This is a genomic window from Blastopirellula marina DSM 3645 (assembly GCF_000153105.1).
In the GTDB taxonomy this organism is placed as follows: Bacteria; Planctomycetota; Planctomycetia; order Pirellulales; family Pirellulaceae; genus Blastopirellula; species Blastopirellula marina.
Map to the genome: position 1 here is coordinate 1,488,915 of NZ_CH672376.1, position 16,387 is coordinate 1,505,301.

The window sequence follows — 16,387 nt, forward strand, 5'->3', positions numbered from 1 at the left end:
CACTTCAACAAAAAAACGAGCTGAGGACGCGACGCCCGCTGCGATTCATCGGCGCGACGCTTCCTGTGAGAGGACAGAATTGTCAGTCCCACCAGACTGCATACACAACGCAATCTTCCGGCGGTTGTTCGGCATGCGGCGGAAGCGGGTATTCGCTTTCAATGTCGGTCGGTTGTAAGCGGGTCAGTAGTTCGGCAATCGTTTCTCGATCGGCCGTGGTAACGATAAACACCCGTTCGGAGAACGGCCACATGGTGACGTCGTCTTCCTCGATTTCGTAGATTTGAACCAGGACGTCAACGACATCGCTCCGTTGGTGAATCGAACGTAGCGTTTCGTAAAATCCTTGGGGGCCTGGATGATCGGTCAGATTGCAACCGATCGAGCCGTAGTCGTCATTGCCGTCAAAGAACAGGTGGAGCGGCGCCACCGGAGCCGGCGCCGACATCCCCAGTCCGCCGATCGACTGAATGTGCTCGATTAACGCTTTCCGCTTCGATAGATCCATCGGTTGTCATCACTCTCGGAAAAGGTGGGAGGCGAATTCTGCACCGCGTTTCCTAACATTTGCGGCGCAGGTAAGTCAAATATTGTCGATTGACATTGCGCACGGCCTGCCGATTGACTGAAAGGTCCGGCGGTGTGCGCGCCGGCTTACTGAGCGGGGGACCAGCGGGACGGTAAGACAACTGATCCGCGTTACCCATGTCCGGTCCGATCCTGCGGTTCGGCATCAGTTCCTAAATTGCGCAAGTCAACGCACGAGCCAATGGAAACGGGGAGCGATGAAAAAAACGAGTCCAGTCCACCGACGCGGCGTCAATACTCAAACTGCCCAGGTTAACTCCCGGGCAAGTTGGGACGTTTCGACGAAAAAAAAGCGTGCGGTCCGGTCCGGTCCAACGACTCGGTACCGGTAGATAAACTGCCCAAGTTAACGCTCGGGCAAAGTGGGGGGATTTCGACGAAAAAAAACGTGAGCGGTCCGGTCCAGTCCAACCGTCCAATCCAACGGCTTGGCATCGGCTGCCAAATCGCCCAATTTAACATGCGGCCCAAGGGAAGCGGTGCGACGAAAATAAAGAAGAGCGGTCCGGTCCTAGGGTCCGGGGTGAATTGCCCTCTGGGGTAGAACGTTTTGTAGTGACTTATCGTTTACCCTCGAAGGCTTGGCGGTGATCGATTCTTCTCTCGTAAGACGCCAATCTTTACTAGGGTCTCCCTTTTCGCACGCGGCGTAGCCCGATACGATTGCGACCAGACCTGCAACATATTGTCGAGGAAATTGATGGCCGCCAAGAAGAAAACAGCGAAGAAGTCTTTGAAATCGAAGTCGAAATCAAAATCCCTGCCGCAGCGCAGCGAAGTCGCCGTGAGCGATACCTGGGACCTGGCGAGTCTGTATGACTCGCCGGAGGCGTGGGAAAAGGATTTCGCCAAGCTTGCCAAAAAGGAAAAGGGCTTCGAGAAATTCAAAGGAACCTTGGCCGAAAGCGGCGCCGCCCTGGCCGCTTGTTTGAAGTTTGACCTGGACGTCGATCGCTTGTTGGAGCGGGTCGGCACTTACGCGTTTTTGAAGACGACCGAGAATCAGGCCGATGATGATTCGCAGCGGCGGATCGCTCGGTATCAGTCGGTTGGCAGTAAACTGGGCCAGGCCGCGAGTTACATTTCGCCTGAGATTCAGTCGATTCCGGGCAAGCGCCTGGCCGAACTGCTGGAAGAAAAGCCGATGAAGCCGTATCGACTGATGGTCGAACGACTGACCCGCTTCAAAAAATTCACGCTCAGCAAAAAAGAAGAACGCATCTTGGCGATGCAAAGCGAAATGTCCTCGGCCGCCGGTCAGGCGTTTCGTCAGTTGCTGGACGCCGACATGAAGTTCGGCACGCTGAAGAACGAAAAAGGGGAAGAGGTCGAACTGGCGAACTCGAACCTGAGCGAGTTTTTCCAATCGAGCGATCGCAACGTTCGCAAAACGGCGTTCCATCAATACTACGCCCAGTTCAAGGGGCACGAGAATACGCTCGCGGCGACCTTGTCCGGTTCGATCCAACGCGACGTCTATTACGCCAAAGTCCGCGGCTACGACAGCGCCATCCATCAAGCGCTGTACGCTGACGACGTGCCGCAATCGGTTTATGACAACCTGATCGAGTCGGTCCACAATCATCTGCCTGCGCTGCATCGCTACTACGAATTGCGTCGCCGCAAAATGAAACTGCGCGACATTCATCACTACGACACCTATGTGCCGATCCTGAGCGAGATCAAGTCGCGCCATACGTGGGATGAAGGGGTCGAGTCGATCATGGACGCGCTGATTCCGCTGGGAACGGAATATTGCGACGTCCTGAAAGACGGGCTGACCAAGGCCCGCTGGAGCGATCGCTATCCGAACGCCGGCAAGCAAAGCGGCGCGTTCAGCTGCGGCACCTTCGATGGGGCGCCGTACATTTTGATGAACTACAAACCGGACGTGTTGGACGACGTCTTTACGCTCGCTCACGAAGCGGGACACTCGATGCACAGCTACTATTCGGCCGGAAATCAGCCGTATCAGTACTACAACTACACGATCTTCGTCGCCGAAGTGGCCAGCACGTTCAACGAACAGTTGCTTAGCCAGTACATGCAGGAAAACGCGGGGGACGATCGTGAACGAGCCTACCTGGTCAATCGCGACATCGACGCGATCCGCGGCACGATCATTCGCCAGACGATGTTCGCCGAGTTCGAGAAGATCACGCACGCGATGTGCGAAGCCGGCGAACCGCTCACCGTGCGGTCGTTCCAAGAGGCCTACTTAGAACTGCTGAAGAAGTACTTCGGCCCGAACTTCGTCATCGACGACGATCTATCGCTCGAGTGCTTCCGGATTCCGCACTTCTATCGTGCGTTCTACGTTTATAAGTACGCGACTGGACTCTCGGCCGCAATTGCGCTGAGCAAACGCGTGTTGAACGGCGGCGCGAGCGAACTGAACGACTACCTGACGTTCCTCAAGGGAGGCTGCTCCAAGTACCCGCTCGACCTGCTGCGAGACGCAGGCGTCGATATGGAGCAACCGACGGCAGTCGAAACGGCGCTGACCCACTTTGAAGGCTTGGTCGACGAACTCGATACCTTGCTGTAAGAAGTCGTAGGGTCCGCTTTGCGGACCAACGTAGTGCGTTGGACTCGACGTTAAAAAGATGGTCCGTACAGCGGACCCTACGCTGTAAACGACGTGAAATCGCCGACGATTAGTCGGCGGTCGCTTGCTTGGCTTCCAACTGCTTCACTTTGTCGCGTTGGGCGTCGAGCTGCTGTTGGTAGAACTCAATCAATTTGGCGTAGCGATCGATCGCGCGTTGCAAGATTTCGATTTGTTCGTCGCGGGGGTCGACCGGTTGTTCATCTTCGCCGGCGACTTCCATCGCGGCCAAAGGATCTTGAAGATTGGGATCCTTGGCGGCCAAGCGAGCTAGTTCGATCCGCGGATCGGTCAGCAGGCGGCGATCGCCGCCGAGCTGGGCCAGTTGATTGGGAAACTCAACTCCGCCGCCGAGGGTGACTTCGACGAGCGCCAGCTTTTCGCCTTGCAGCACCTTCAGGCGAATTTTGTCGCCGGGCTGTTTGGCGAGAACCGGGCCGATCGCTTGATAGACCGAGCGAATGTAGAGTCCGTCGACGGCGAGAACCTGATCTCCTTTGGCGATGCCGGCTTGAGCGGCGGGGCCATCGGCGGCGACTTTTTCAACAACGACCGTCTCGGCCTTGGAGCCGGCTGCGAGGGTCAGTCCCAAGGTAGGACGACGACGCTGCAAGACGATGACTTTGTCGGCCGCTTGGGAGGCGAGCAGACGCTGGATATGTTTGCTCGGCACGGCGTACGTCCGCGGAGCGTCGTCATTTGGCTTTTGCACGGCGACGACGATGCCGGCTAAGGTCGCGTCTGGATTGACAATGCCGGATCCGGCGGCGGTCGCGGCGCCGCGTAAGTCGCACTCCAGCAGCGGCGGCAAATCGGCGCCGGGGATTTGACGATCGACGGCGCCGATCATGCCAAAGGTCTGAACCGCCGGCGCGGCGCCCCAGCCGGCGGCCGAAACGACCCACCGACCGGCGGCGGGATCTTGTGCGGCGAGCGAGATCGGCGGAACCTCGAGATCTTGGAGTTGCAAAATGGCGAGCGTGGAAAAGTGATCGATCACCTTGAGTTCGGCGTCGGCTTGACGTCCATCGGCCAGCGTGACGCGCAGTCGACTGCCCGATTCGTAACGCAAGCAGGTGACGATCTGTTTGGCGGAGATGGCGACGCCGGTGCAAACGGTCACGCGCGACGGGGACTTCGGTTGTTTGGCCAAAGGATCGGCTTCGCCGGCTGGCGGCGCGGCAGACAGCGCGATCATTCGCACCGTGACCGTCGCGGCGGCCAGCTGTTGGACGGCGGTTTCGAACTGCGGTAGTTCTGCGGCATGGACCAAGCCTGCGGCGCCGAGCGCCAACAGCAGCGCTGCAAATCGAATTGTCGACTTCAAATTCATAAGCGGCTTTAAAGCGAAACGGCGACGGAAGCGGTCTCGTTCTGCATCAAATCAAGCAGTGCGTCGAGTTCAGCGGCGCTGGGGCCATGCTGGGAGGGTGTTTCGGCCGGCAACGAAACCGAGTAAACCTGCGGCGAATATTCAGCCTGCGGCGTGACGCTGGGGGTCACCGCGACCGCGGGAGAAGCGGGAATGCGGGGAACCGTTGGTTGGCCGTTGGAGACGAGCGCGGCGGTGATCAAGACGACCGGCAGCAGCCAGAGCAGGGGGAGCCAAGCCGAAATTCCGCGAGCCGGAACCAGGGTCTCGGCGCGTTGCGCTCGTTCGGGACGGAGCAGTTCGTGCTGCAAGCGATCGGCGCGATGCGACTCGTGCAGACGGGTCGCGTCACAGCGCAGCTGATCGCCCAGCAACAGCAAATCATCGGGCAGCGCGGCGGTTTCCCACGCTTCATCCGAGAGTTCCGCTTCCGGCAGTTCGGTTTCGAGATGAACATCATCATGCTCATCGGGATCAAAAATTCGAGGTTCAGATGACATCAGACTGTGCGTCTCCAAGTTCGCGCGGGATTTCGCGTAGTTGGCCGGGGCTTTCGGCAACTAGTTTTCTGAGCGTGCCCAATCCATGGAAAATGCGACTTTTTACCGTTCCCAGGGGGCACCCTAAGATGTCGGCAATCTCTTGATACGGAAGTTCTTCGCCAAAACGAAGGACGATCGCCTGACGTTGTCCGTCGGGCAATTCGGCCGCAACGCTCCAGAGACTTCGCTTCCACTCTTCCGATACGACCGGCACATCCGCCGCGACGGCCGCCGTGGGACCATCCTGACGTTGAGCCAGCTTTTCGGTTTTTTCCTGATGCATTCGCCTTTTCCGGCGCAACCGGCGCTCCAAGTTCAGCAGAATGCCGTACAGATAGGTGTAATGGCTGCTGCGTCCTTCAAACTTGGTCGGGTCATTGGCGACGATCAAAAAGACCTCTTGCGCTAAATCGTCGGCGTCCCAGGCATTGCCGCTCATCAGCAGCGCCGCCCGGTGAATCCGGTCGAAATAGAGGGAGGTCAGCTTTTCGACATCAAGTCCACAAATTTTCATGAAAAAATTTTCTTGAAGCTCCGTTGGCAGGCTAGGCAATCCAAGGCGAAGTAACGCCGCATCGGTTTCGATTTAACGGTATATTAACGCCCTGCAATCTTTCCTGCCTGGGTTGGCTGTCGGACTTGGCCTGATCTCTCCATACATACGTTAGTGCCCTCCCCACGGGCGTAAGTTCAATTACGTAGGCAGATTGCGTAACCTGCCCGCTTCCCCGGCGTCGAAAGAGATGGATTTGCAAGTAACCCAATACTGTGCAACACTTTAGCCAAATGCGATTCGAGTTGACCTGCACCCCTGCAAAAACGTCGAAGATTTCGCAAAGCTTTTGATCTGCGCATTTTTCGGAATCCCCCAATCTTTCCTGTTGTCTTACCGAACAATGCGTCTGTGTGTTATTATTTTTCGCACCTTTGCTGTCTCCACCTTAGATAGCCCCGCCCCAGGAGTTTGGCGACTTTGAATATTCTACTCGCCAGCAGTGAGGTTTATCCGTTCGCCAAAACTGGCGGATTGGCAGATGTATGTGGTTCTCTCCCCTTAGAACTGCGTCGTTTGGGCCAAGATGTCGCGGTGATCATGCCCGCGTTCCGGCAAACCTTTACATGCGGTCAGCCGATTGAAGAACTGCCCATTCATTTCGACCTGCCGATCGGCAGCAAGGTCGTCAGTGGTCAGCTTTTAAAGAGCTATTTGCCCGGCTCGGATGTTCCCGTTTACCTTGTAAAAAACGACGAATATTACGATCGCCCTCAACTATATCGGGAAGACGGCGAAGACTACCAAGACAATTGTGAGCGGTTCGTCTTCTTCTCGCGCGCCATTCTCGAAGCGATTCGCCTACTTGAATTGCCGGTCGACGTGATTCATTGCAATGACTGGCAAACCGGGCTTGCGCCTGCTTACTTGGACATCGAGTACGCGGCGACGCATGGCTACGAAAAGATCGCTACGTTGCTGACGATTCACAACATGGCTTACCAGGGCAATTTCTGGCACTGGGACATGGTCCTGACCGGACTCGACTGGAAGTATTTCAACATGCACCAGATGGAGTTCTACGGCCATCTGAACTTCCTGAAGACCGGCATCGTCTTCGCCGATTCGATCAGCACGGTTAGTCCCCGCTATGGACAAGAGATCCAAAGCAGTCCGCTCGGTTGCGGTCTGGAAGGAGTCTTGCGCGATCGCGCTGCGGTCTTGTCCGGCGTCGTGAACGGCGTTGACTACGACAAATGGAATCCCGAGACCGACGACGCGATTGCCGTAAAATTCGGCATCGACGATTGGGAAATGGGGAAACCGGCCTGCAAAAAGGCGCTGCAGCAAGAGTTCAATTTGCCGACCGATCCCCAGGCGCCGATCATCGGCATGGTGGGCCGCATGGCCGATCAAAAGGGATTTGATCTGGTTGCCGAAGTCATTCAAGAGTGGGCCCGCACGCGTAATACGCAGTGGGTCATTCTGGGAACCGGCGAACCGGGCCACCAAAACCAGCTTTCGACTCTGGCCCAGCAATACCCAGACAAAGTAGGCGTCAAAGTTGAATTCTGCGAAGCAAAAGCTCGACGCGTCGAGGCGGGCGCCGACATGTTTTTGATGCCCAGTTTGTACGAGCCATGTGGGTTGAACCAACTCTACAGCCTGAAATATGGCGCCGTGCCGGTCGTGCGCGAGACAGGCGGGCTGGCCGACACGATCACCGATGCGGACGAAGAGACGTTGGCCGAAGGTACGGCCAACGGCTTCAGTTTCCGCGAGTACAGTTCGCACGCTTTGGCCGATACGTTGCATCGTGCTTGCCGAATTTATCAGAGCGACAAGCCGACCTGGAAAAAGATCGTCGAAACCGGCATGGAACAAGACTGGTCGTGGAAGCGCAGCGCCGTCGAGTACGTGCGGCTGTTTGAAGAAACGGTTGCCCGCAAGCTGAAAATGGTGGACGGCGCCAAGAAGAAACGCTAGTCGCGATCACGGCTAGAAAATGGGGAGCACGGCTCACAGAGCCGTAGCGCCCTCATGAAACGTTGCGTGACGCAACGCTATTTCGCGACGCAGTCGCAGTGGCTGCCGGAATTGGCCGCAATCAACGCGTAGACGGACCTTATGAGCGAGATTCGCCGCGAGCCTTTGTTGGGTTATGAAGTTGTCATCGCTGCGCGGCGCGCTGAGCGTCCGCAACAATGGGACCATTCGCCCCCGGTCGCGAAGTCGCTCGCTTGCCCCTTTTGCGAAGGGGCCGAGCAGCTGGCCCCGCCCGAGTTATGGGCGGCTCGCCCGCACGATTCGCCGGCCAATGGTCCCGGCTGGCAAGTTCGTGTCGTCCCCAATCGCTTTCCGGCGTTCGACCGCGAAGAGCAGCCCGGCGAGGCGCAATGCGGCGACGAGTTCTTTCCCCGTCAGTCAGCGAGCGGTTGGCAGGATGTGGTGATTGAGTCTCCGCAGCATCAGATTAGTTTCTCTGAGCTCTCGCCCGAGAACGCCCGATTGACGTTTCTCGCCTATCAAGCTCGGCTCAACGCCCTAAAAAGTGAGGGGCGTTACGCTTATGCGCAAATCTTTAAAAACGTCGGAGCGGGCGGCGGAGCTTCGCTGGAGCATAGCCATAGCCAGATCATGGCGACCGAGCGGACTCCGTTGCGGGTGCAGCAAGAGTTGGCGGCGAGCCGCGACTATTTCGACCGCTATGGCCGTTCTTATTGGGCGGAGTTGATTGAACGAGAATTAGCGGCGGCCGAGCGGATTGTCTACGCCGATGACCACTTTGTCGCGTTCTGCCCATTTGCGTCTCGCGTGCCGCTGGAGACCTGGATTTTGCCGCGGCGAGCGGATAGCGACTTTTGCGGGGTCGATCTTGCACGATTGGAACAGCTTGCCCAGCTTACTCAGCGCTGCGTGTCACAAATCGAAAATGCGTTAGAATTCTCGGCTTACAACTATCTGATTCACACGACTCCGTTTGACATAAATGCGCAGGCTTACTATCACTGGCGTTTAGTGATATTGCCGCGCGCAACAACGCAAGCCGGTTTTGAGTGGGGGACTGGGATGTTTGTGAATCCTCTTCCGCCGGAACGAGCTGCAGCGCTGATGCGATCGGCGCAGTAGGGCAGATCCGCAGCGTCGCCGTTAATCATGGCGACCGCAACCTTGAAAAGCTCTCACGTCGGCGGCAATTTTGCCGATCAGTAAAGATAGCAGTCGCATTCACCTTTCTCTTGAACGACCAAGCGATGAGCAACTCGATCCGCCTCTGCCTTGTGCTTCATAATCATCAGCCGATCGGCAACTTTGACGGCGTCTTTGAACAGGCGTATCAAGACAGCTATCTGCCGTTTTTGGACGTTTTTGATCGCTTTTCGGACGCGATCAAAATCGGTCTGCATACCAGCGGGCCGTTGATGGAATGGCTCGACCTCCATCATCCTGAGTATCTCGATCGCCTTGCCGCTCATGTGCGTTCGGGCCGCATCGAGATCATCGGCGGCGTCTTCTACGAAGCGATCCTGACGATGATCCCCGGCCGCGATCGCGTCGGTCAGATCCGGACTTACACCCAGTGGCTCGAGAATCGCCTGGGAGCGACGATCGGCGGCATGTGGATGCCGGAACGCGTCTGGGAGCAGCAGCTCACCTCGGACATCGCCGAGGCCGGAATTCGCTATACGCTGTTGGATGACTTCCATTTCAAAAATGCGGGCGTTCAGCAAGACGATCTGTATGGCTACTACGTCACGGAAGAAGCGGGAAAGCTGCTCTCGATCTTCCCCGGCAGCGAACGAATGCGTTATTTGCTGCCGTTTGCACCGCCGCAAGACACGATCGCCTATCTGCGAGGAATCGCCGAGAATCATCCGAACAGCGTCGTCGTGTTTGGCGATGACGGCGAGAAGTTCGGCACCTGGCCGGATACCAAGGCGCATGTCTACGATCGGGGCTGGTTGAACGACTTCTTTACGGCGCTCGAAAAGAACAAAGATTGGATCCATACGACAACGCTGGCCGAAGCCGTCGATGGGTTGCCGCCGGTCGGCAAGGTCTTTCTGCCGGAAGGTAGTTACCGCGAAATGACCGAATGGGTGTTGCCGGTGCCGCAACAAGTCGCCTATGAAGATTTGGTGCACGAACTGGAACACGAACCGAACTGGCCGCGCATCAAGCAGTTCGTCCGAGGCGGCTACTGGCGGAACTTCAAAGTTCGTTATCCCGAAACGGACGAGATGTATAGCCGCATGATGGCGGTCAGCCAGCGATTGGACGCCGCGCGTCGCCAGAGCGATGTCGATCAGGCCCAATTAGACCTGGCCCAGACCGAGCTGTACCGAGGGCAATGCAACTGCAGCTATTGGCACGGCGCCTTTGGCGGCGTCTATCTGCCTCACCTGCGCAATGCCGTCTACACCGCTCTGATTGCCGCCGACAATCTCATCGACGCCGCAGTCGGGCAGCCAGCGAGCTACATTGACGCCGAAGCGGCCGACTTCAACTTTGACGCTCGCCAAGAGATCAAACTGGTCGACGAGAAGCTGCTCGCGCTGTTCGCCCCGGCTCAAGGGGGGATGATGTACGAGTTGGACGTCCGCACGATTTGCCACAATCTGCTCGCCACGCTGACGCGTCGCCCAGAAGCGTATCACCGCAAAGTGTTGGCTGGGCCGTCGGCTGCCGGCGGCGATGTCGCCAGCATCCATGATCGGGTCGTCTTCAAGCAGGAAGGGCTCGACGAACGTTTGCAGTACGACTCTTACGCTCGAAAAAGCTTGATCGATCATTTCTATGACAATGACGTCGCTCCCGAATTGGTCGCCAACGGCGAAGCCCAGGAGCGCGGCGACTTTGTCGACGGCGCCTACGAAGCGAAGATTCGCCGCAATCCTGATCGCATTCAGGTGCAGATGTACCGCGAAGGGAACGCGTGGGGCGTGCCGCTGAAGATCACCAAGGGAGTTACCCTCTCGGCCGGCAGTTCGACGCTCGAGATCGCCTACCTGATCGAAGGAGTTCCGCAAGATCAGCCGATGCACTTTGCGGTTGAGATGAATTTCGCCGGCTTGCCGTCGGGCGCCGACGATCGTTATTTCCATCAAGGAAGCGACCCATTGGGGCAGTTGGGCGAACGGTTGGATCTGCACGAGATGACGACGCTGGGCATGACCGATCAATGGTTGGGGATCGATGTGCGTTGGGAAGCCGATCAGCCGACCAGCATGTGGACCTTCCCGATTGAGACGGTCAGTCAATCCGAAGGAGGCTTTGAGTTGGTGCACCAAAGTGTGGCTCTGATGCCGCATTGGTGGATTCAGGGAGACAAAGAAGGGCGCTGGAGCGTGACGATGAAGCTGGAAATCGACACGACGCTAGCCGAAAGTCGGATGCCGTCAGCGGAGGTAGCGGCGACGACCTAGTACTTCCAGCATGGTCCAGGCGGATCCAATACCATGGTTCATGCGGACATGATCGCGCAATCGCTCACGACTCTCTTGGGCGAAGCGCTGAATGGCGGTACGGTCGAAAGCAGCTGGTTCATCCATCGAAACGACCCCGGTCTAATACGCCTGCTCCGGCGCTATTCAGCTCTGGAGGCTTCTACTCCTCCGGCGGCTGGTCGGATGCCGATCGTTGCTCATGCCGAACATCTGCGATATCACCTTTCGCTGATCGAGGCGACCCTCCGCGGCGAGGCCGACGCATTTGCGACGGCCGATTGGTCGGCGGCCTGGGAAGTAAAGATGATTCGCGACGCTGATTGGAACGCGCTGATCGCCGAGATCGACGCGCTCGGTCGCGTCTGGCTGGAAGCGTGCGAAACGCCGCACGAGTGGGATTCGATGATGCTGACCGGCGCCTTCGCTTCAATCGCTCATTTGGCGTATCACATGGGAGCGATTCGCCAAATCGCGCTGATCAATGAATCCCGAGACGTCTCGTCGTTCGCATAAAAATCAGGGCGAAGTCGCTGGATGGAAAGGCGCGGAGCCGAGTAGAGGATTCCACGACGACAAGGATGATTCGAGAGGGAATCACCCGGAGAGAGAGCGGTCGCTGTCGGCGATCGCTTTGGTCGATGCCAATGAATCTCTAGCCGCGGCGGAGCGCTTGGCGTTTCTCTTTCACGTATTCCAGATGATGGTGGACGTGATTGATTGCGTGTAAAACCAAGTGCCGCAGCGTGAGCGTGCCAAGATCGCTGAGGGTCGCGACGCGATTCCAAGCGTCTCGCGGCAAGAGTCGCAAAGTGCGAGCCATTTGCCGACGGGTCGCTTCGATCAGCAGCAACTCTTCTTCCAGGTCGTGATGTTGATAATCCATCGCGTCGTTGTAGCGATAGCCGTCAACTTCCATCAACTCTGGCCGATCGGTTGCGGCGGTTCGCTTCATCCGGTCTGCGAAAAACTGCTCGCAGTCGGCAAGATGGCAAACCACCTCCAGCGTGCTCCACATGTCATCAACCGGTTTGGCGGCGATTTCCTCGTCCGTCATACCTTCGATTGCTTCGCGGATTTCAGAGGCCCCTTTTTGGTAGGCGTCGATCAATTCGTCGATCGAGAACTCCTCGTGCCGGGGGAGCACAGGAGCAATAGCGGTAGGCATTTCGTCTCGGTGGGTGGTGGGCGGATCGATCCTGACCAGCGCCGCAGGTATCATGGGGAAGGTTACATCATTTTTATTCTACGGCTCCATTACAAGCTTGGCCGTAGATTTTCTCGGTTTTTGAGGGATTCCGCGAATGTTCGTGCGAGCACTGTTATGCTTATTGTGCTTTTCGACGCCGTTATGCGCCCACGATACCTGGGTGGAAACCAACTCCAATGTGATCCGGACCGGCGACGCGATCTATGTCGATCTCAAGCTCGGCAATCACGGCAATGATCATCGCGATTTTAAGTTGGCGAGCAAGATCGATTTGGCAGGCTGCTCGCTGAATATCGTGGCCCCCTCTGGGAAGGAGTTCGATCTGATACCCGAGCTGGTAGATGTGGGTTACGCTCCGAAAGAAGGTTTCTGGAACGCCAAGTTCGCGGCCGCCAAGCCGGGGCTTTATCAGGTCTCGCACGCATTGGATAAGATCGTGAATCACGGCCATCCGGTGCGCAGCTTGAAGAGCGGCAAAACTTTCTTCCTGGTCAGTGACACTTTGGACAAAGTCGCCGAGAACGCCGCCGGCTTTGATCAACCGCAGGGCCATCCGCTGGAGCTGGTCCCGCAGGTCAGCACCGTCGCGCCGATGGGGCCAGGGCAAGCGATCACCGTTCAATTACTGCTTCGCGGCAAACCGCTCTCGGATACGGTCGTCTCGTTTGTCCCGCGGCGCGCAACGCTGAAGGCCGACTGGGACGAGACCTACGAGCGCAAGACCGACCCCCAAGGGATCGCCACGTTTACGCCGACTACCGGCGATCAATATCTGATTGTGGCGCATCACCATGCGACCGATGAAAAAACGGCCGAGTATGACGAGACCGCCTATTCGGCGACGCTGACCGTCTTGGTGCCGGAAATCTGTCCCTGTTGCGGCGAGTAGTCGCCGCTCTCTTTTGTTGTCGAAGGAATCGAAAACGAGTGACCGAAAAGAAGTTTCATTTGCCGGCCGATCAGATCGAAGCATTAGTCGAAGGCCAGGGAGGCTGCATCGCCACCGACCGCATTACGGTGGATGGAATGCCGATCGGCTACATGTACCGGGAGCCGCCTGACAATGAGGGGGACAGCGGATGGCGATTCTTCTCTGGCGACGAGTCGGAAGAATACGTCGATCAGGCGCGCAACCTGGAAGTCTACGACGTCAATACGATCGCCAATTATGATCGCGACGTCATTCCGTTTCTTTCTTCGCCGATCGGCAGCGCTTATGCGCGCGAAGGGGACGCCGGTCAGTTGATTGCGGTCGATAGTCCCTTTGACGCGGATGAATTATTGCACCCCGACTTTCCCATTCTCGAAGCCGGCTTGTTTGAGTTGACCGATCGCTGGTCGATGCAACTGCCGCACCGTTTCAATCAACGGCTAGAAAAAGATGGGCAAATGGTTCTCTGGCGACCCGGCGTGACGATTTACGCCAGCGTCTGGGGGTTGCCCGAAGATGGCGATTCGGCCGCCGACACGCTGCGCGAGCTGACCCGAGAACGTGATTCGGCCGCGTTCGACTATCAAGAGCTGCAAGAGGGCGCGTTGCTGAGAATCGCCTATCGGTTGGTCGAAGATCATGACGGCGTCGATGTCGATTCGCTCTATTGCTTTGTCGCCGACGCGGACGGTTACGTTCATTTGTCGGTTTACTTTGATGCGCCGGAAGATGTGGAGGTCGCTCAGTCGATTTGGAAAGGGATCACCTCCGCCGCTACTTAGGTCACTGCTTTTCTCCAGAAAAACATGTTCGCTCGGACTTCGACAATCTCCTATCTCACCAGCATTTCGCTGCATGTCGCGGCGGCGGCTGCGCTGGTGTCATGGAGCGTTCGTTCCTACGATTGGCGACATCAGGTCGACGTGGGCGGGGCCGTTATTCTGACCGCGACCATGGCTTCCGCCGCTACTGAGCCGATCGAAGCGCCGGCCATCGAGATGGAAGTGGTCGAAGCGGAGCAGCCGGCGGAACTAACCGAGGAAGAATCGCCGTTGGAGCTGCACAAGCAGCCGACCGCAATTGCGTTGCCGCTAGAAACGTCGGAAGTGATCTACACGCCGCGTAGTGCGCCGGCCGCAATGTCCCGATCGCAGGCTGCGTCGCAGAAGCCGTCGCAACCGCAGCAAGTTGAACCGCTGCCGCGCAAAGAGGCCGCCAAAGAGCCGCTGCCTGAGTCGGCGTTGGCCGAAGCGGCTTCTCCATCCGTAGACAGCATGGCCGGTGCGAGGATCGACGTTCCTCCGCAACCGGCGCCCACCAACGCGGCGCCCGGTTATCCGCCGACGTCACAAGCGCGGCGCGAAGAAGGACGCGTGCTGCTTCGCTTGACGATCAGCGAAACTGGCGAAGTCGCCGCGGCCAAGATCCATCAATCCAGCGGTTTCATGCGGCTTGATCAAGCGGCGTTGGTCGCCGTGCGGCAGTGGAAGTTTACGCCGGCTCAAAGCGAAGGGCAGGATGTGGCGACGCGCGTGGTGATTCCGGTCTCGTTCTCACTGCGAGCGAACTAGTCATGAATGGCAAATGGTCTAACGCAGAGTCGAAAAGATCGCCGCTGCATTGGTTCGCTCGGTTGCTTCTAGCAATGGTTCTCCCGGCTTTCCTGGGCTGTGGGAATTCTCCCGCTCAGTGGACGAATCACAACAAGTTGGAAACGATTGCTTTTGCAATCGGCGTTTATCGTGACATTTTCAAGGAATACCCGCCGATCGTTGTCACCAACGATGCTGAAGAGTCACTGCATAGTTGGCGCGTGCTTATCTTGCCGCAGATCGAAGCGAACAATTTTTACGACCAATATGATTTTGAGACTGCTTGGAACGGTGAGCGGAACATCGATCTGCGAGATGGAACGAGGAGAATGGACAGCGATGAGCCGAACGAACTTGTCAACGCAGGCAGAGTCTATTTGCCAGACGATTCGCCGCGAATGCAAGAGACCGTGTTCGTCGCGTTGGTCAACGGCCAATTGCGAGAAAAAGAGGTTCGTTTGCCATCGGTAACCCAGACTGGTCACTATCTGCCGCCGGGAGAGCCATTTGTCGTGCTTGAGATCAAGCACTCAGGTATCCATTGGATGGAGCCGCGTGATGTGACGCCGCCGATGGATCGCTACCCCGATTGGCCCAGTGTGGATGAGGTGCGAGATCAAATTGTCGGCTCGGTCGAGATCGGCGATGGCGATACCAGGATATTTCGTGACCGCACGGCAACTCTCACTTATCTGGAATCGCTCACCAAGATGGAATGATCGTCCTTGCTTGTGGCGTCGCATGCCGCAGCGGCATGGGCTAGCGCTGGCGCAAAGAAAAAGGTGCGTCACGACGCACCTCCAGCTTCTTTGTTACGCTCTTCGCTCTACGGAAGTTCGCGAATGCGAAGGTTGCGAAATTCGATCGGGCTTCCTTCCGACTCTAGGCAGAGATAGCCGGTGGCCGGTACGGCGTCTTTGCCGCCGGAGACTTCTTCGCCGTTGACCCACAAGCGGACTTCGCCGTTGATCGCGCGGACGTAGTAGTGGTTCCACTCGCCGACCCCTTTGCTCAGTTCCTTAGAAGGAAAGCTGCGAGCGCCGTTGGGCGACAGGGGAGGGAAGGGGGTCAGCTTCGATTTGCCGACCGGGAAGATATCGCCGTTGGTGCTGAACCAATCTCCCTCTTTGCCGGACGACTTTTTGTAGGCGTCTTTGTAGCCGTGATCGAGGATCTGCACTTCGATGCCGCCGGCCGGAAGCCCCGGCTTGGTCAGTTTTTCGACTTCGGCCGGAATGGTCCAGACAAAGACGCCGGAGTTGCCGGCCGATTTCAAGTGCTTCCATTCGACGACCAGCTCAAAGTTGGTGAACTCTTGCTTGGTTCGCATCACGCCGACCGGCTTACCGGTGCATTGGATGCCGCCATCGTTGAAGGACCAGGTATCGTCAAAGCAGTTGACGTTCTGAAAGTCGGCTTCGCCGAGCGCTCGCCAGCCGTCTCCTTGACCGTCGATAAACGCTTTAGGCAGCGTGCTCGACGCGGGCTCTTCGGCAATCGCCAAGCCCAAGGAGAGAAACGAAAGAGCAAACGCGGCGGTGATTTTGGATGCGATATTCATAGCGCCAGATTAGGTGGATTGAGTACGGATTGCAAGCTTGGGCAAT

General features: G+C 57.4%; 15 protein-coding genes. 9 read left to right on the top strand and 6 right to left on the bottom strand.

Annotated elements, in window-relative coordinates; translation table 11 throughout:
• Positions 1 to 82: 82 nt before the first annotated feature.
• The gene (locus DSM3645_RS27900; RefSeq protein WP_002651570.1) at positions 83 to 508 is read right to left on the bottom strand and encodes a hypothetical protein; all 426 of its coding nucleotides are present in this window, start codon (positions 506 to 508) and stop codon (positions 83 to 85) included.
• A gap of 780 nt (positions 509 to 1,288) precedes the next feature.
• Between DSM3645_RS27900 and pepF the strand changes: the two genes are divergently transcribed.
• Positions 1,289 to 3,136 (top strand): oligoendopeptidase F, encoded by a 1,848-nt coding sequence (gene pepF, locus DSM3645_RS07820; RefSeq protein ID WP_050769327.1) that lies wholly within the window; start codon positions 1,289 to 1,291, stop codon positions 3,134 to 3,136.
• 109 nt (positions 3,137 to 3,245) lie between these two features.
• On the opposite strand, the gene DSM3645_RS07825 is transcribed toward pepF, so the two are convergent.
• The 3 genes from DSM3645_RS07825 to DSM3645_RS07835 are packed head-to-tail and all read right to left on the bottom strand — an operon-like array spanning position 3,246 to position 5,624.
• The gene (locus tag DSM3645_RS07825; RefSeq protein WP_002651573.1) at positions 3,246 to 4,529 is read right to left on the bottom strand and encodes a S1C family serine protease; all 1,284 of its coding nucleotides are present in this window, start codon (positions 4,527 to 4,529) and stop codon (positions 3,246 to 3,248) included.
• A gap of 8 nt (positions 4,530 to 4,537) precedes the next feature.
• Positions 4,538 to 5,068 carry a hypothetical protein gene (locus tag DSM3645_RS07830; protein ID WP_002651574.1) on the bottom strand — a complete coding sequence of 177 codons (531 nt, stop codon included), beginning with the start codon at positions 5,066 to 5,068 and terminating at the stop codon, positions 4,538 to 4,540.
• Positions 5,058 to 5,624, bottom strand: coding sequence for an RNA polymerase sigma factor (locus DSM3645_RS07835; RefSeq protein WP_002651575.1), 567 nt, complete (start codon positions 5,622 to 5,624; stop codon positions 5,058 to 5,060). The genes DSM3645_RS07830 and DSM3645_RS07835 overlap by 11 nt, the downstream gene beginning before the upstream one ends.
• 459 nt (positions 5,625 to 6,083) lie before the next feature.
• Between DSM3645_RS07835 and glgA the strand changes: the two genes are divergently transcribed.
• From glgA to DSM3645_RS07855, 4 genes are all read left to right on the top strand, one after another.
• The gene (gene glgA / locus DSM3645_RS07840; RefSeq protein WP_040351692.1) at positions 6,084 to 7,589 is read left to right on the top strand and encodes a glycogen synthase GlgA; all 1,506 of its coding nucleotides are present in this window, start codon (positions 6,084 to 6,086) and stop codon (positions 7,587 to 7,589) included.
• Positions 7,590 to 7,730: 141 nt separating this feature from the next.
• Positions 7,731 to 8,732 (top strand): galactose-1-phosphate uridylyltransferase, encoded by a 1,002-nt coding sequence (locus DSM3645_RS07845; protein WP_002651578.1) that lies wholly within the window; start codon positions 7,731 to 7,733, stop codon positions 8,730 to 8,732.
• A gap of 125 nt (positions 8,733 to 8,857) precedes the next feature.
• The gene (locus DSM3645_RS07850) at positions 8,858 to 11,029 is read left to right on the top strand and encodes an alpha-amylase/4-alpha-glucanotransferase domain-containing protein (protein WP_040352272.1); all 2,172 of its coding nucleotides are present in this window, start codon (positions 8,858 to 8,860) and stop codon (positions 11,027 to 11,029) included.
• 33 nt (positions 11,030 to 11,062) lie between these two features.
• Complete coding sequence (locus tag DSM3645_RS07855; RefSeq protein ID WP_002651580.1) at positions 11,063 to 11,563, top strand: hypothetical protein; 501 nt, start codon at positions 11,063 to 11,065, stop codon at positions 11,561 to 11,563.
• Positions 11,564 to 11,702: 139 nt separating this feature from the next.
• Here the strand turns inward: DSM3645_RS07855 and DSM3645_RS07860 are convergent, their stop codons facing one another.
• Positions 11,703 to 12,215, bottom strand: coding sequence for a DinB family protein (locus DSM3645_RS07860; RefSeq protein WP_161603307.1), 513 nt, complete (start codon positions 12,213 to 12,215; stop codon positions 11,703 to 11,705).
• 136 nt (positions 12,216 to 12,351) lie between these two features.
• Here DSM3645_RS07860 and DSM3645_RS07865 point away from each other — a divergent pair, with 136 nt between their 5' ends.
• From DSM3645_RS07865 to DSM3645_RS07880, 4 genes are all read left to right on the top strand, one after another.
• Complete coding sequence (locus DSM3645_RS07865; RefSeq protein WP_002651582.1) at positions 12,352 to 13,146, top strand: DUF4198 domain-containing protein; 795 nt, start codon at positions 12,352 to 12,354, stop codon at positions 13,144 to 13,146.
• Positions 13,147 to 13,184: 38 nt separating this feature from the next.
• Positions 13,185 to 13,970: a DUF2185 domain-containing protein gene (locus DSM3645_RS29340; RefSeq protein ID WP_002651583.1), complete on the top strand. Its 786-nt coding sequence runs from the start codon at positions 13,185 to 13,187 to the stop codon at positions 13,968 to 13,970.
• Positions 13,971 to 13,994: 24 nt separating this feature from the next.
• Positions 13,995 to 14,759 carry an energy transducer TonB gene (locus tag DSM3645_RS27905; protein ID WP_002651584.1) on the top strand — a complete coding sequence of 255 codons (765 nt, stop codon included), beginning with the start codon at positions 13,995 to 13,997 and terminating at the stop codon, positions 14,757 to 14,759.
• A gap of 137 nt (positions 14,760 to 14,896) precedes the next feature.
• Entirely contained in the window at positions 14,897 to 15,499 is a 603-nt protein-coding gene (locus DSM3645_RS07880) for a DUF1559 family PulG-like putative transporter (protein WP_161603308.1), read from the top strand.
• 107 nt (positions 15,500 to 15,606) lie between these two features.
• Here the strand turns inward: DSM3645_RS07880 and DSM3645_RS07885 are convergent, their stop codons facing one another.
• Positions 15,607 to 16,341, bottom strand: a complete 735-nt coding sequence (locus DSM3645_RS07885; RefSeq protein WP_002651586.1) for a 3-keto-disaccharide hydrolase — start codon at positions 16,339 to 16,341, stop codon at positions 15,607 to 15,609.
• Between the last annotated feature and the right edge of the window lie 46 nt (positions 16,342 to 16,387).

What these genes read in the sequence shown, in the direction of transcription:
- DSM3645_RS07865 (WP_002651582.1), top strand. Translation starts at nt 12,352, where the DNA reads ATGTTCGTGCGAGCACTGTTATGCTTATTGTGCTTTTCGACGCCGTTA.
- DSM3645_RS07835 (WP_002651575.1), bottom strand. Translation starts at nt 5,624, where the DNA reads ATGAAAATTTGTGGACTTGATGTCGAAAAGCTGACCTCCCTCTATTTC.
- pepF (WP_050769327.1), top strand. Translation starts at nt 1,289, where the DNA reads ATGGCCGCCAAGAAGAAAACAGCGAAGAAGTCTTTGAAATCGAAGTCG.
- DSM3645_RS07825 (WP_002651573.1), bottom strand. Translation starts at nt 4,529, where the DNA reads ATGAATTTGAAGTCGACAATTCGATTTGCAGCGCTGCTGTTGGCGCTC.
- DSM3645_RS07860 (WP_161603307.1), bottom strand. Translation starts at nt 12,215, where the DNA reads ATGCCTACCGCTATTGCTCCTGTGCTCCCCCGGCACGAGGAGTTCTCG.
- DSM3645_RS07885 (WP_002651586.1), bottom strand. Translation starts at nt 16,341, where the DNA reads ATGAATATCGCATCCAAAATCACCGCCGCGTTTGCTCTTTCGTTTCTC.
- DSM3645_RS07850 (WP_040352272.1), top strand. Translation starts at nt 8,858, where the DNA reads ATGAGCAACTCGATCCGCCTCTGCCTTGTGCTTCATAATCATCAGCCG.
- DSM3645_RS07845 (WP_002651578.1), top strand. Translation starts at nt 7,731, where the DNA reads ATGAGCGAGATTCGCCGCGAGCCTTTGTTGGGTTATGAAGTTGTCATC.
- DSM3645_RS07830 (WP_002651574.1), bottom strand. Translation starts at nt 5,068, where the DNA reads ATGTCATCTGAACCTCGAATTTTTGATCCCGATGAGCATGATGATGTT.
- DSM3645_RS07855 (WP_002651580.1), top strand. Translation starts at nt 11,063, where the DNA reads ATGGTTCATGCGGACATGATCGCGCAATCGCTCACGACTCTCTTGGGC.
- DSM3645_RS27905 (WP_002651584.1), top strand. Translation starts at nt 13,995, where the DNA reads ATGTTCGCTCGGACTTCGACAATCTCCTATCTCACCAGCATTTCGCTG.
- DSM3645_RS27900 (WP_002651570.1), bottom strand. Translation starts at nt 508, where the DNA reads ATGGATCTATCGAAGCGGAAAGCGTTAATCGAGCACATTCAGTCGATC.